At 39.4% G+C, this 14,776-nt stretch carries 17 protein-coding genes; 16 read left to right on the top strand and 1 reads right to left on the bottom strand.

Annotation, left to right across the window (positions count from 1 at the left end; genetic code table 11):
- The 11 genes from ACB089_RS16815 to ACB089_RS16765 all read left to right on the top strand — a co-directional run bounded on the left by ACB089_RS16815 (window position 1) and on the right by ACB089_RS16765 (window position 10,530).
- A complete protein-coding gene (locus ACB089_RS16815) occupies window positions 1–1,431 on the top strand; it encodes a histidine kinase N-terminal domain-containing protein (protein WP_374967417.1) in 1,431 nt (476 codons plus the stop codon).
- Entirely contained in the window at window positions 1,424–2,002 is a 579-nt protein-coding gene (locus ACB089_RS16810; protein ID WP_374967416.1) for an ANTAR domain-containing response regulator, read from the top strand. Before ACB089_RS16815 ends, ACB089_RS16810 begins: the two co-directional genes overlap by 8 nt.
- 83 nt (window positions 2,003–2,085) lie before the next feature.
- Window positions 2,086–3,330: an ethanolamine utilization protein EutH gene (gene eutH / locus ACB089_RS16805; protein WP_374967415.1), complete on the top strand. Its 1,245-nt coding sequence runs from the start codon at window positions 2,086–2,088 to the stop codon at window positions 3,328–3,330.
- A gap of 29 nt (window positions 3,331–3,359) precedes the next feature.
- Complete coding sequence (gene eutS, locus ACB089_RS16800; RefSeq protein ID WP_368637350.1) at window positions 3,360–3,701, top strand: ethanolamine utilization microcompartment protein EutS; 342 nt, start codon at window positions 3,360–3,362, stop codon at window positions 3,699–3,701.
- A 10-nt stretch (window positions 3,702–3,711) separates the two neighbouring features.
- A complete protein-coding gene (locus tag ACB089_RS16795) occupies window positions 3,712–4,209 on the top strand; it encodes a EutP/PduV family microcompartment system protein (RefSeq protein WP_374967414.1) in 498 nt (165 codons plus the stop codon).
- Between the two features lie 20 nt (window positions 4,210–4,229).
- Window positions 4,230–5,654 (top strand): ethanolamine ammonia-lyase reactivating factor EutA, encoded by a 1,425-nt coding sequence (locus ACB089_RS16790; RefSeq protein ID WP_374967413.1) that lies wholly within the window; start codon window positions 4,230–4,232, stop codon window positions 5,652–5,654.
- A 5-nt stretch (window positions 5,655–5,659) separates the two neighbouring features.
- On the top strand, window positions 5,660–7,030 hold the full coding sequence (locus ACB089_RS16785) for an ethanolamine ammonia-lyase subunit EutB (protein WP_374967412.1): 1,371 nt from the start codon (window positions 5,660–5,662) through the stop codon (window positions 7,028–7,030).
- Window positions 7,031–7,039: 9 nt separating this feature from the next.
- Entirely contained in the window at window positions 7,040–8,071 is a 1,032-nt protein-coding gene (eutC, locus tag ACB089_RS16780) for an ethanolamine ammonia-lyase subunit EutC (RefSeq protein ID WP_374967411.1), read from the top strand.
- A gap of 11 nt (window positions 8,072–8,082) precedes the next feature.
- The gene (eutL, locus tag ACB089_RS16775; RefSeq protein ID WP_368637355.1) at window positions 8,083–8,733 is read left to right on the top strand and encodes an ethanolamine utilization microcompartment protein EutL; all 651 of its coding nucleotides are present in this window, start codon (window positions 8,083–8,085) and stop codon (window positions 8,731–8,733) included.
- Between the two features lie 14 nt (window positions 8,734–8,747).
- Window positions 8,748–10,235, top strand: a complete 1,488-nt coding sequence (locus tag ACB089_RS16770; protein WP_374967410.1) for an aldehyde dehydrogenase family protein — start codon at window positions 8,748–8,750, stop codon at window positions 10,233–10,235.
- A gap of 16 nt (window positions 10,236–10,251) precedes the next feature.
- Window positions 10,252–10,530, top strand: coding sequence for a BMC domain-containing protein (locus ACB089_RS16765; RefSeq protein WP_004269321.1), 279 nt, complete (start codon window positions 10,252–10,254; stop codon window positions 10,528–10,530).
- Here the strand turns inward: ACB089_RS16765 and ACB089_RS16760 are convergent.
- Complete coding sequence (locus ACB089_RS16760) at window positions 10,510–11,169, bottom strand: hypothetical protein (RefSeq protein ID WP_374967409.1); 660 nt, start codon at window positions 11,167–11,169, stop codon at window positions 10,510–10,512. The genes ACB089_RS16765 and ACB089_RS16760 overlap by 21 nt on opposite strands.
- Window positions 11,170–11,231: 62 nt before the next feature.
- On the opposite strand from ACB089_RS16760, the gene ACB089_RS16755 reads away from it, so the two are divergent.
- The 5 genes from ACB089_RS16755 to mdh are packed head-to-tail and all read left to right on the top strand — an operon-like array spanning window position 11,232 to window position 14,324.
- Window positions 11,232–11,822, top strand: a complete 591-nt coding sequence (locus ACB089_RS16755) for a phosphate propanoyltransferase (RefSeq protein WP_374967408.1) — start codon at window positions 11,232–11,234, stop codon at window positions 11,820–11,822.
- A 12-nt stretch (window positions 11,823–11,834) separates the two neighbouring features.
- Window positions 11,835–12,704: a phosphate propanoyltransferase gene (locus tag ACB089_RS16750; protein ID WP_374967407.1), complete on the top strand. Its 870-nt coding sequence runs from the start codon at window positions 11,835–11,837 to the stop codon at window positions 12,702–12,704.
- A 33-nt stretch (window positions 12,705–12,737) separates the two neighbouring features.
- Window positions 12,738–13,022 carry a EutN/CcmL family microcompartment protein gene (locus ACB089_RS16745; RefSeq protein ID WP_068982741.1) on the top strand — a complete coding sequence of 95 codons (285 nt, stop codon included), beginning with the start codon at window positions 12,738–12,740 and terminating at the stop codon, window positions 13,020–13,022.
- Window positions 13,015–13,380, top strand: a complete 366-nt coding sequence (locus ACB089_RS16740) for a BMC domain-containing protein (protein WP_068982740.1) — start codon at window positions 13,015–13,017, stop codon at window positions 13,378–13,380. The genes ACB089_RS16745 and ACB089_RS16740 overlap by 8 nt, the downstream gene beginning before the upstream one ends.
- Window positions 13,380–14,324 (top strand): malate dehydrogenase, encoded by a 945-nt coding sequence (mdh, locus tag ACB089_RS16735; protein WP_374967406.1) that lies wholly within the window; start codon window positions 13,380–13,382, stop codon window positions 14,322–14,324. Before ACB089_RS16740 ends, mdh begins: the two co-directional genes overlap by 1 nt.
- Window positions 14,325–14,776 lie beyond the last annotated feature (452 nt).

The raw sequence follows: 14,776 nt of genomic DNA, 5'->3' as shown, positions 1-14,776 counted from the left end.
TTGAACCTGTCGAACATTCAATCATTGTGTAGAAAATATACGAACTTATCTACAACAGATATAGAAAAGTTAATAGAAATAGAAGCTACACTAACGTATTATGCTGAGTTGACAGATTGTTATATGTTCATAGATTGTATGTTGGAAAACTTACCGCATGCAATTGTTGTGGCAGAGGCATTCCCAAAAAAAGAAAAGAGCTTATACGAAAAATCCGTAATTGGTAAATTTGTATTTGAAAGCTTTGAACCAGCAGTATTTGCTTCTTTTAAACATAAAGAAAAATCGTCAATTACTAGAGCAATCACACAGGAAGGAATAACTGTTGAACAAAACGTTATCCCTCTCCTTAATGATCAACAACAGGTCATTGCAGTGTTAATACAGGAAAAAAAGGTAGAGATGCAAACAACACCTAAAGATGATTTTCGGAATATGCCATTTGCGTTAATTGAGCATAGCGTAGAGCACAATTCTCAACCGATTCCAGTCGTTTCTGATTTGTTAGTAGAATCAATTATTCTCACAAATCATGAAAACAAAGTCATCTATAGCAATCCTGCAGGTTACCGATTTATATCAGAGCTATCGGGGCTAGAATGTTTTGACAACGTTCCATTGAATAAGATTTTACCTTTTTTACAGGAAGTCTATGATAAGGGCGATGATGTCTTTTTCTTAGAAATTACGATTGATCGTAAATCCTTTATTGTAAAGAAAATTCCTATTCGTGATCAAAACGATAAAGTGACACTTCTCATGATTCATGATCTTACAGAGCTTAAGCTAAAAGAAAATGAACTAATGATGAAAACTTTTGCAATAAGAGAAATTCACCACCGTGTGAAAAATAATTTACAGACAGTTACAAGCTTATTACGTTTGCAAATGCGAAATGATTTGTCAGCTTCGAATGCAAGTGCTTTTCAAGAAGCATTAAATCGAATATATAGTATTTCATCCGTCTATGAACTTATTTTAGAAAATGAGGATAACGCTGAAGAGAAAGTAGACGTTATCGCGTTGTCTAAAAAAATTGGACATAAAATGGTTGGGACATCCAACACAGCATCTATTCAATTAACCTTTCTTCACGATAATGTACAACTATTTTGTCATGCTAAAAAAGCTGTGTCGCTCGCGTTAATCATTTGTGAGCTACTGCAAAATGCATTGAAATATGCTTTTACTGGTCGTGAGGAGGGAACAATCGAAATACAATTTCAGCAGGATGCGTCCACTATTTCACTTGATATTTCTGACAACGGCGTTGGAATGCAAGAGGTGAAGGCATCATTTGGAATGGAGATTATTACAAGGCTTGTTGAATATGATTTAGCTGGTACATTTACAATTATCCCTAGTGAAAAAGGTACACATACTCAAATTCAGTTTTCTGTAAGTGAGGAGGTATTTATCCTAAATGACTAGGAAAGTTATGATTGTCGAAGATGAGTCACTAATTGCGCTTGATTTGAAGTTAATGTTAGAAGATAATGGCTACGAAGTGGTAGCACAAGCGAATAATGGAGAAACAGCAATTGAGTTGGCTTTTACACATAAGCCTCAGTTAATCTTAATGGATATTAAAATGCCGAAGCTGGATGGATTAAAGGCAAGTAAAATTATCGAACAACAGGTCGGTATACCGGTACTATTTATTTCAGCTTATAGTGAAAAAGAATTGTTACTATACATGAAGCAGGACAATATTTTAGGCTATGTTATGAAACCGTTTTCTGAAAAAAATGTCCTTCCAGCGTTGGAAGTAGCTTTTCATCAAATTGATAAGTTCAACCGTCTTAACGGGGATTTGCTGCATAAACAAACAGAATTAGAAAAGCGAAAAATAATCGAACGCGCAAAAGGTTTGCTGATGCAGTCAGAGAATCTTAGTGAGGACGAAGCTTATAAAAAAATTCGAAGTGAGAGTATGCAGACTCAACAGGAAATGGTGCTTATTGCAAGGCGCATTATCAATACTTTACAAGTAAATAGTTGAAGCAAAGACGCTTTAAAGAGATTTTCTCTTTAATGCGTCTTTTTTCATATAGAAAGATAAAAAATAAAGGGGTGGTGAGTAGGATGGCAATGATAGGAACGGTAATCGTTTATATTATTATGATTTGTGCAGTTTTAGGGGCAATCGGAGCGATTCGGGATGCTGAGTATGGTATCGGTAAAGAGTTTATGAATGGTATTCATACGGTTGGACATATTTTTGTACCTGCTGCAGGGATCATGGCAGCTATACCTTACTTAACGTGGTTTATAAGTCATTTTATTAGTCCAATTTTTGAGTTGATTGGTGCTGATCCTGCCATTGCGGCAACGACAATTTTAGCTTCGGACATGGGAGGATATCAATTAGCAAATGCGTTAAAAGAGTCCTATGAAGGATGGGTCATGGCTCTAGTTGTCGGATTTATGTCTGGTGCAACAATCGTCTTCTCTATTCCAATGGGTCTTGCCATGTTAGATAAGCGTGATCATAAATATATGGCTTTAGGTATTATGGCGGGTGTTTTAACAATTCCGATTGGCGCATTTATTTCTTCCATCATGATTGTGACGTTTAATACAGAGGTTCGTGATGTGATTAGTACAACAGCGGAACCAACATATGTTTTTGCCATTTCAGTTTTACAAATATTAATAAATTTATTGCCTTTATTTATTTTCGTCGTGTTAATTGCGTTAGGTCTCAAGCTAATTCCAAATGGCATGATCAAAGGCTTCATGATTTTTGGACGTGTGATGGATGCTGCTATCAAGCTTGTGCTAGTGTTCTCGATTGTAGAAATTTTCACAGGTATTTTTACAAAGGTCTTTGGTGCATGGGGCTTTGATCCAATCATGGCAGATAAAGTCGATCAATTCCGTGCATTAGAAACGGCTGGATATATCGGTATTATGCTAGCGGGTGCATTCCCAATGGTGTATTTGATAAGAAAATATGCATCAAAACCTCTAGAAGCAGTAGGTAAAAAATTAGGCTTATCGTCAGTAGGAAGCGCAGGTCTTTTAGCGACAATTGCTAATATTTTGGCCATGTTTACACTCGTTCGACATATGCCACCGAAAGATAAGGTTATTAACATTGCCTTTGGTGTTTGTTCAGCATTCCTTCTAGGAGATCATTTATCCTTTACAGCGAATTTCCAGCCGACAATTATTTTACCTGTTATTGCTGGTAAGTTTTTAGCTGGTGTGATCGCTATTATTTTAGCCTATAAGTTATCTGTTCCAACAGCTTTAAGGCTAGAACAAGAGGATCGCGAGGCAGGCATTATTAAAGAAGGTGAATATCTGACGGATCAAAAGTCTTAATTAAATAAACCTAAAAGAGGTGATGACGTGTGAGTGAAGAGAAGAAACGGTTTATTCAGGAGTTTGTGCCCGGTAAGCAACTAACATTGAGCCATATAATAGCCAATCCTGACCCTGATATGTTTCAAAAGCTAGGCATTCAAGAAGCGGGTGCACTTGGCATCATGACATGTACACCGAGTGAAACAGTTATTATCGCAGGAGATTTAGCAACAAAGGCGGCCAATGTAAGACTAGGATTTTTAGATCGCTTTACTGGCAGTCTCGTTATTGTTGGCAGTGTGTCAGAGGTTGAAATGGCGATGTTAGAAATTAATCGTTTTTTATCAGAGATGCTAGGCTATACGCCATCAAAAATAACTAAGTCATAGGATGTGCCATATGAAAAATCGAGTAATGATCGTAGGTGGTGTTCAAGCAGGGAAGTCGACACTAATGAATGCATTATTAGGGAAAGATGGACAAGCCAATAAAACACAGGCACTCGTTTATGATGACTGGATTGTTGATACACCTGGAGAATATATAGAAAATCCGATGTATTACAGAAACATTATGGCAACATCGCTTGAAGTGACACATGTGATTTATTTGCAGGATGCCACGTCAGCAAAGAGTGTTTTTCCTCCGCAATTTAGCTTAGGAATTCCGAAAATTCAAATTGGTGTCATTACAAAAATTGATGCACCTCTTGCAGATGTAGAAAGAGCAACAGCATTATTACAAAATGTCATGACACATGGTCCTATTGTGAAAACCTCTTCGTGGCAAAAGCTTGGTATTGAGTTTATTGCGCCACTTATTCAGCTCAAGTCTGACGAAGAAATTCGTCAATTTGTGATGGATCGTGATAGTCCTTATCTCATGTATAGCCATTAGTGGGGAGAGGGAGGAGTAAATTGAAGACAGAAAAAATTTATAGTGCAGGCATTGATATTGGTACAAGTACAACAAAAATGGTTGTGAGTAGTTTTCTGTTGAAAAATGTTGCTGGTGTAACACATGTGCCGCGGATAGAAATTATTGAAAAAACGGTACTACATCAAAGTCCTATTATTAAAACACCGTTTATCAATAAAGAAATAATCGATATGGAAAAAATTGAACAATTTATTTTTCAGCAATACCAATTAGCCCAAATTGCACCAGCAGACATATCAACGGGTGCCATTATTATTACAGGTGAATCTGCAACAAAGGAAAATGCCAGCGAGGTTGTTCATGCGATTGCAGATACAGCCGGCCACTTTTTAGTGGCCACTGCTGGTCCCGATTTGGAAGGCATCATTGCCGCAAAGGGTGCAGGTACCGTACAACAGTCTAAAAATACTGCCAAAGTAATTGCCAATATCGATATCGGCGGTGGAACAGCAAATATTGCGGTCATGCAGTTCGGAGAAGTAATTGGTACGTGTACATTGCATGTCGGTGGAAGACTAATAGAATTTCAGAATGGAATTGTCCATTCGATTTCACCACCGATTATGAAACTTATGGAAAAATGGTCAAACCCATTAAAAGTTGGTGATTCAGCAGAGGATGCTCGTGTCACACAACTTATCCAAGAAATGGTGGCGACATTAGCGATGACGCTAAGTGGACAATTAACAGATGAAGAGCATCCGTTATTGTTAGGGCATTTGCCAACTTGGGATAAACCAGTTGAAGCAGTCGTCTTTTCTGGTGGAGTAGCAGCCTGTATTTATGAAAATGATTGCACAAAACGCCAGTATGATGATATCGGCGAAAGATTAGCAAAAAACCTTTTACAGCACGAGCAATTGCAATCCTTTTTATGGCTAAAGCCAGAGGAAACAGCCCGGGCAACAGTGACGGGTGCAGGTACCCAAATAACTGAAATTAGTGGTGCAACAATCCAGGTAGATGCGGATGTATTACCTTTAAAAAATGTGCCTGTTTTCAATTGCTATATGGACACGGACAAAAATAAGTTCGACTATACGATAAAGACAGCTGTAGAACGAGCCGATGCTTTATTTTCTACACAAGAGAATCGCTCTCCATTTGCACTCTATTTTAGTCAGTTACCATATTTAAGTTTTCAAGATGTCCACACATTAAGTAAGGCCATTTTGCAGCACTTAGCGACGAGAAGCTCCAAGGAAATACCAATTATCATAGTCATTCAATCAGATTATGCAAAGGTTATTGGACAAACGATTCAAGCACTGAATCCAACTGTTCACATTATTTGCATCGATCAAATCAAAGTAGAAACGGGTGATTATATTGACATTGGGGAAGTACTACCATCTGGTGTAGTCCCAGTCGTTGTAAAAACACTTGCTTTCCACTCAAAGTAAGGAGGATGAATGTGAAATTATCGGTGATATTTGGTGGAGAAAAATATAATTTTAATTCATTAAAAGATGTAATGGCCAAAGCCAATGAAGAAAAATCAGGTGATCAGCTAGCTGGCATTGCAGCTGAATCTGTACAGCAGCGAATTGCAGCAAAGGCTGTTTTAAGCGAGCTGTTAGTGAAAGATATAAGAGAAAATCCATTAGTTCCTCAAGAAAATGATGAAGTGTCACGCATTATTGAAGGTGATATTAATGAGCAAATTTATGGAGAAATAAAAAACTGGAGTATCGAGCAGCTAAGAGAATATATTTTATCCAATGAAACAGGCGACCGGGAATTAAAACGGTTAAGCAAGGGCATGAATTCAGAAATTATTGCGGCAGTTACAAAGCTGATGTCCAACTTAGATCTCGTACATGCTGCTAATAAAGTTGAAATACTGTCAACTTGCAATATTACGATTGGACAAAAGGGTACACTTTCCTCGAGATTACAGCCGAATCATCCAACAGACAATATTGACGGTATTATTGCTTCGTTAAAAGAAGGATTGTCCTATGGTATTGGTGATGCAGTTATTGGTATTAACCCAGTAGATGATTCCGTTGAAAGTGTGAAAAAAGTATTGCATGCGACAAAGGAGTTTATCAATGATTGGTCGATTCCTACACAAAACTGTGTATTAGCACATATTACAACCCAGATGAAGGCTATTAAACAAGGTGCACCAGCCGATATGATTTTCCAAAGTATAGCGGGGACTGAAATTGCCAACCGTTCATTCGGTATTTCTGCAGATTTAATCAGAGAAGCAGAGGAACTTGTAAAAAAACAAGGAACAGGTACTGGCCCGAATTTATTCTACTTCGAAACAGGTCAAGGCTCAGAGCTTTCAGCAGAGGCTCATATGGGGATTGATCAGGTGACACTTGAATCTCGAAATTATGGGTTTGCAAGACATTTTAATCCATATATCGTGAACACCGTTGTTGGCTTTATTGGACCTGAGTATTTATACAATAACAAACAGGTAATACGTGCTGGCCTTGAAGATCATTTCATGGGTAAAATGCACGGTCTCCCAATGGGTGTGGATATTTGTTACACAAACCATATTAAGGCAGACCAAAATGATATTGAAGATTTAAGTGTTTTGCTAACAGCAGCGGGTGTCAACTTTATTATCGCTGCAGCTATGGGCGACGATATCATGCTGAACTATCAGTCAATGAGCTTCCATGATGTCGCAACATTACTTCAAACGTTTGGTAAAAAACCAGCTCCTGAGTATCTAGTATGGTTAGAAAAAATGGGCATTTATGAAAATGGTCGTCTATCTGCAAGAGCTGGCGATTTATCGATATTTGAAAGGTAGGTGAATCCATTGAATGAACAACTAGTTTCGATGATCACACAGCTCGTAATGGAAAAGATGAGTAAAGATACGTCAGTTAAATCTTCACCAGAAACAGCTGTGGCAACAGAAAACCAAAAGGAAACACTTATTAAGTTTCACAATACGGTAGCTAATACTAATTATGCTGATGAAGTAGTAAGCCCGAGCACAATTGAACAATCAAATGAACCATTAATTAAGCTTTATCATACTGAATCAAGTAATCATGAACAATCATATTACAGCGCAAGTAATGATGAATCGACTTATACTTCAGTACCTATCACAGAATTTAAATTTGAAGACGACGAAGTGTCTGAAAGTGTCCAAGCTGCTAAAAAACATACACCAGCAAGAATAGGTGTTGGGAGAGCTGGGACAAGACCAAAAACAAAAACTTGGCTAAAATTCCGCCTCGATCATGCAGCAGCAGTAGATGCAGTATATGGAGAAGTGACAGAAGGGCTATTACAAAAGCTTAACGTCTTTCAAGTAACAACTAAAGTGACAGATAAGGAAGAATACATTACTAGACCGGATTTAGGTCGCCGTTTATCAGATGAATCGAAGGCACTTATTCAATCAAAATGCCAAATAAATCCTAAAGTACAAATCATTATTTCTAACGGATTAAGTGCAAGTGCGATTGAAGAAAATGTGCAAGATGTTTATTTAGCGTTACAGCAAAGTCTTAGCAATTTAAATATTGAAATAGGTACTACTTTCTATATTGATAAAGGGCGTGTTGCTCTCATGGATGAGATTGGCGAGCTTTTACAAGCAGAGGTCATCGTGTATTTAATCGGTGAGCGTCCTGGACTTGTATCAGCTGAGTCAATGAGTGCCTATATATGCTATCAACCAAGGATAGGCACAGTGGAAGCTGATCGAATGGTCGTTTCGAACATCCATAAAGGTGGTATCCCGCCGTTAGAGGCAGGTGCTTATTTAGGAACAGTCATTCAAAAAATATTGCATTACAAGGCAAGTGGAGTAGGTCTTGTGGCAAAAGAAGGTTAGGGGGCCCAACAATGAATCCTCAAAAAATTATGGCTGAAATTTTGGCAATGCAAATTATTCCAAGAGTAAATAGTGAATTAGCAGAGCAATTAGATTTAAAGCCATATCACAATAGCATTGGACTCGTAACTCTCACAATAGATGACGTTGGATATGTAGCATTAGATGAAGCGACGAAAAAAGCAGATGTTGATGTTGTTTACGCAAAAAGCTTTTATGCTGGAGCGGCACATGCATCTGGACCATTATCTGGTGAGGTCATTGGCATCATTGCTGGTAGATCACCTGATGAAATACGAAGTGGTTTAGATGCGATTCAACAGAAAATTCAGTTTGATGCGTATTTTGAAGCTATTCTTCAAAATGAAAACCACGCTCTCTTTGCACATACTGTAGCAAGCTGTGGTACGTATCTGGCAGAGTTGGCGAATGTTAAGGCTGGAACTGCTCTTGCTTATTTAATAGCACCACCACTTGAGGCTGTCGTTGGTTTAGATGCTGCATTAAAGGCGGCAGATGTAGAGCTAAAGGTTTTCTTTGGTCCACCATCTGAAACCAATTACGGTGGCGGTTTATTAAGTGGTAGCCAATCTTCCTGCCAAGCTGCAGCAGATGCTTTTAGAGAAGCTATTGAGAATTTAGCGAGAAACCCAGTTGTATAGAAAGGAGGGGCTTTATGGCCACATTAGATAAAGATTTATTAGCAATTCAAGAAATGAGAGACGCCGTGAGACGTGCCAATCTTGCACAGGCTGCTTACATGCAGTATTCACAGCAGCAAGTAGATAGTATCGTCAAAGCTGTTGCTGATGCCGCATTTAAAGAAGCAGAACGTTTGGCAAATATGGCCGTTCAGGAAACGGGGATGGGTATACCTAATCATAAAAAAATGAAAAATGAGGTTGCCTCTCGAGATGTCTACGAAGATATAAAAGATTTAAAGACAGTTGGTGTCGTAGGTTTCGATCGCATGAAAAAAGTCACAGAGATCGCTAGTCCGTTTGGCGTGATCGCGGGCATTGTCCCAACGACAAATCCAACATCAACAGCAATCTTTAAAACACTTATTTCATTGAAAACTAGAAATGCTCTAGTATTAAGCCCACATCCTTATGCAGTCGACTGTACAAAGGAAGCTTTAGAGATTTGTAGAGTTGCTGCAGAAAAAGCAGGAGCACCAGAAGGATTGCTACACTGTTTAACGATGTCTTCTATGGAGGCTACACAGCAACTAATGAAGCACCCAGATATTCATTTAATTTTAGCGACTGGTGGCGGTGCGCTAGTGAAAGCAGCCTATAGTTCAGGTAAACCTGCTTATGGTGTAGGACCAGGAAATGTTCCGGCTTACATTGAAAAATCAGCTAATATTTCTAAGGCTGCTCGTCAGCTTGTACAAAGTAAATCTTTTGATAATGGCACAATTTGTGCAACGGAACAATCCATTATTGTAGATAAAGTCATTGCTCAACAAGTTTTAACAGAGTTAAAGAAAAACGGTGCTTATCTTTTGAGTGATGAAGAGAAAGTGAAGATGGAGAAGCTAATTTCTCCTATCCCAGGAAAAGTAAATCCTCAAATTGTAGGGAAATCAGCTGCATGCTTAGCGGATTCTGTAGGTATTACCGTGCCAGAAGATACGAAAGTACTCGTTGGGATGGAAACGATGATTGGCAAAAACATTCCATTTTCACTTGAAAAATTGTCACCGATATTTGCATTATACACAGTTGAGGACAGCACAGAGGCAAAACAAGTGATGATTGATTTACTAAACATTGGTGGACGTGGCCATACATGTTCGATTCATACAGAAAATGCGGCTTTAGCTGAGCAGTTTTCAGTTGAATTGCCAGTGTCCAGAATTGTGGTCAACACATTATCTTCTATTGGCGCTGTTGGTGGAACTACTGGACTAGCACCTTCCTTCACATTAGGATGTGGCACGTTTGGTGGCAATATTACGTCCGATAACATTACAGCGAGACATTTATTAAATATTAAACGTATGGCTTATGGCATTAAAGATGTAGAGGTGCCAAAACCAGAATTCTTAACAAATCCAGTTGTAGAAAGTATCAAGGAACAAGATTCATCTATTGATACAGCTATGGTACAGCAAATTGTGGATCAAGTATTAAAACAAATAACATTAAATAAATAATTTGGAGGAATGACAAATGAGTACAGCATTAGGAATGGTAGAAACAAAAGGATTAGTAGGAGCAATTGAAGCAGCAGATGCAATGGTGAAAGCTGCTAGCGTTAATTTAGTAGGAAAAGTACATGTTGGTGGCGGTATTGTTACTGTATTAGTTCGTGGTGATGTAGGCGCAGTAAAAGCAGCTACTGATGCAGGAGCTGCAGCGGCACAACGTGTAGGAGAACTTTTATCAGTACATGTAATCCCACGTCCACACCATGAATTAGAAATGATTTTACCAAAAGCAGAAGCTTAATTTTAAAGATAGAAGAGCCGAAGCGAAGGATAGAGAAGTCGAAGCGACAGATAGAAAAGCCGAAGCGAAGGATAGAGAAGTCGAAGCGACAGATAGAAAAGCCGAAGCGAAGGATAGAGAAGTCGAAGCGACAGATAGAAAAGCCGAAGCGACGGAAGGAAAAGTCAAAGTGACGGAAAGAAGAGCCGGAGTGACGGTTAGAAGCCGAAGCGACGGAATGAAGGTCCGAACCGACGGAAAGAAAAGCCGAAGTGACGGATAGAAAAGCCGAAGCGACGGATAGAAGCCAGAGCGACGGAAGGAAAAGCCAGAGCGACGGAAAGAAAAGCCGAAGTGACGGATAGAAGCCGAAGCGACGGAATGGAGGTCCGAACCGACGGAAGGAAAAGTCAAAGCGACGGAAAGAAGAGCCAAAGCGACGGATAAAAGCCGAAGCGACGGAAGGAAAAGCCAAAGCGACGGAAAGAAGAACCAAAGCGACGGATAGAAGCCAGAGCGACGGAAAGAAGAACCAAAGCGACGGAATGAAGGTCCGAACCGACGGAAGGAAAAGTCGAACCGACGGATGAAATCATTGGAGCGACGGAAAGAAAAGCCGAACCAACGGATAGAACACATAAAGAGAAGGGCAGGATGCATCACATTGTGCCTCATCCTGCCCATTCATTTTCAACAGTAATTAAGATATAGAGGTGGCTAACGTGAAAACAGCGACAAAATCATTTCCTGTGGCCATTTCAGCTCGGCATATACATGTAAGTGAAGAGGATTTACAAGCACTTTTTGGTCCAAATGCGGCGCTAACAAAGGATTTTGAACTTTCGCAGCCAGGACAGTTTGCAGCAAAAGTGCGTGTCTCCATAGAGGGACCAAAAGGTGTCCTTCACAATGTACGTGTATTAGGTCCTGTAAGAGCGGCAACACAGGTGGAAATCAGTCGAACAGATGCAATGAAATTAGGATTAACCCCCCCTTTAAGGCAATCGGGTGATATCGAAAGTTCAGCTGGCATCAAATTAATCAATCAAGAAAAAGAAATAATGATCGAGCAGGGTGTCATTATTGCACAGGCACATATTCATATGACGGAAGAAGATGCGTTGGCATTGGACGTACAAAATAATGAATTAGTATCTGTTGAAGTAGATAGTGCGCGACCGGTGACATTTCGTGGGGTTGTAGTTCGTGTGTCGAACGATTTTAGTTTAGAGATGCATATCGATACAGATGAAGCGAACGCGGGCTTTATTGAACAGCAAGCGCAAGGAAGAATTGTCAGATCATTGACGTAAGGAGGAGGTTAGATGCAAGAAAATCTAGTCCAAAAAATTGTTGAAGAAGTATTGCAGCAAGTCTTGAAAAATCAGCCTTCCCCTCAACATGACGGAAAAATTCCTATTGGTGTATCAGCACGACATGTACATCTTGCACAAGCGGAAGTGGAGAAGCTTTTTGGTGAGAATTATCAATTAACACCGAAGTTTGAGCTTTCGCAGCCAGGCCAGTTTGCTGCTGAGGAAACAGTTGTTATTGCTGGTCCAAAGGGTTCCATTGAGCGGGTACGCATTTTAGGTCCAGCTCGTTCATTATCTCAAGTAGAAATTAGCTGGACAGACGCAATGAAATTAGGGGTTAAGCCACCTTTAAGAGTATCAGGAGATATAAAAGGCTCTAGCCCCGTTACACTTATTGGTCCAAAGGGCAGTGCCGTGCTAAATGAAGGACTCATTATTGCTCAAGCTCATATTCATATGTCACCAGCTGACAGTGCACGCTTCCAAGTAGCGGATGGACAATCAGTGCAAATCAAAGTTGAGGGTATAAGACCCATTATTTTATCAAATGTAATAATTCGTGTTTCTGAGCGTTATCGATTGGAGATGCATATCGATACAGATGAAGCAAATGCAGGTTTAATCCAACAAGGTGCCTTTGCAGAAATTGTCAATGCTCAAGCGAATGAACAAAAGAATATCAAAGAACTTCCTCCAGTCGTAAGTCAAGCTGACAAACCATCGATCTATCATTTTGATAAGAAGCTACTTTCGCAGGTAGAAGTACTTGAAATAGAAGCAAAGGAAATTGTGGTTACTAAAAAAACAATTGTGACAGCATTGGCTTATGACAAAATAAGAGAGTTGAATAAAACGTTAACAATTCGCTCTAGTAATTAGAAAAGTTCATGCAGAATAAAGAGGGTGATGTTCATGCTGATGGGAAGAGTGATAGGAAGTGTATGGGCTACACGTAAAGAGGAAGGGTTGAATGGCTTAAAATTATTAATCATTCAACCAATCGATTCCAATCAACAGCCGATTCGCACAGAAATTGTAGCAGCTGACCGGATCGGAGCGGGAATTGGAGATGATGTGCTCATTACGAGTGGTGGATCATCACGATATATTATGACAGACAATCCATTACCTATCGATGCAGTTGTTATAGGTATTATTGATTCTACGGAAGTTATGCGAGGTGAAGAGAATGAGTAGCGCTATTGGAATGATTGAGACAAAAGGATTAGTAGGCTCTTACGAAGCTGCTGATGCGATGATTAAGTCATCAGATGTAACCATCGTCAAGCAAGAGTTTGTTGATGGTGGGATTGTGACAATCGTCGTGAAAGGTGATGTTGGTTCTGTCCAAGCAGCAGTAGAAGCTGGAAAAGCCGCAGCAATGCGTGTCGGTGAATTGTTAGGCGCTCATGTTATTCCGAGACCTGATGAAGATGTGTTCCAAATGATTAAAGGACCAGAAGCACCAAAGAAAAAGCCAGCACCGACTACAACATCAACGCGTGCTAAAAAAACGACGGAAACAGCAGCTACTGAAAATCGAGGTGAGGCTTAATGACATTTCGGAAAAGTAAAATCGCTGTGATCGGAGCTGGTCATACAGGCGCGACATTAAGCTTATTTTTAGCCCAAAAAGAGCTAGGAGATGTTGTTCTGTTGGATATTCCAGAAGCGGAAAATCCGACAAAGGGAAAGGCGCTTGATTTATTACAAACAGGACCAATCGAAAAGTTTAATGTTTCCATTAAAGGAACGAGTAATTATGAGGATATAGCTGGAGCAAATATTGTCATTATTACAGCTGGTATCCCTCGTAAACCTGGTATGAGTCGTGATGACTTAGTGACGACGAATGCGAAAATCATTCAACAAGTTTCTAAACAAATCAAACACTATGCACCTAACAGCATTGTTCTTATATTAAGCAATCCTGTAGATGCTATGACTTATGTTTGCTATAAGGAAACAGGCTTTCCGAAAAATCGTATCATTGGCCAATCAGGTGTGTTAGATACAGCACGTTTTAATACATTTGTAGCACAAGAGCTTCAAATTGCTCCAGAAGATGTTTCAGGATTCGTCTTAGGTGGACATGGCGACGAAATGGTCCCTTTAATTCGATATTCCTATGCTGGGGGTATCCCATTAGAAAAACTAATTCCTCAAGACAGACTGCAGCAAATCGTAGAACGTACACGTAAAGGTGGCGGAGAAATTGTTGGGTTGTTAGGGAATGGCAGTGCTTATTATGCACCAGCTGCAGCATGTGCTCAAATGGTAGAAATCATTATGAAAGATCAGCGAAAAATAATTCCTTCTATCGCCCTTTTAGAAGGTGAGTACGGTTACCATGAATTATTTTTAGGGGTACCGACAATATTAGGTGGCAATGGCATTGAATCAGTCATTGAATTGCACCTGACAAATGAAGAAAAAACGGCGCTCCATCATTCAGCAGAAGCCGTCAATCAAGTAATACAAATTTGCCAAAACATCTAAATAAGGTAATCGGACCTTATTCGTCAATAGGATATATTGGATCCCCAACTATATATCTATTGTCATAAATTTTAGCTCTTAAAAATGTTTGATTGGAAACCGAACAGTACACTTAAAAGCTAGTTAAAACTCCCCGTATATATAGATTTAGAAGCTCTCTTTAGTTCGTGAAAACGATTTAGGAGAGCTTCATTTTTTTAGTTGTTGGGAAAAGCAAACGGTTAGTTAACAAAGTGACCGATTGAACATTTGGTAAGAGAGAGGAAGTTGCTGGAACACACTTGATGTGGTACCTGTAGCTTTGCAAAAAGACCTTTAGTATTCCATTTTGTCTAATCCCTACAGGGGAAATATCTACAGAGGATTGAAGTGAAACAGATGCGATTATTCAATTAGAGCAATCACTTTTTGTGCTAACGGAGCAGCTTAGTGGAATAGGTTATGCTGTAAAA

It is taken from the genome of Lysinibacillus sp. RS10 (assembly GCF_041956855.1).
GTDB classification, from domain to species: Bacteria; Bacillota; Bacilli; order Bacillales_A; family Planococcaceae; genus Lysinibacillus; species Lysinibacillus xylanilyticus_A.
This window is presented reverse-complemented; position numbering and strand designations above follow the sequence as displayed.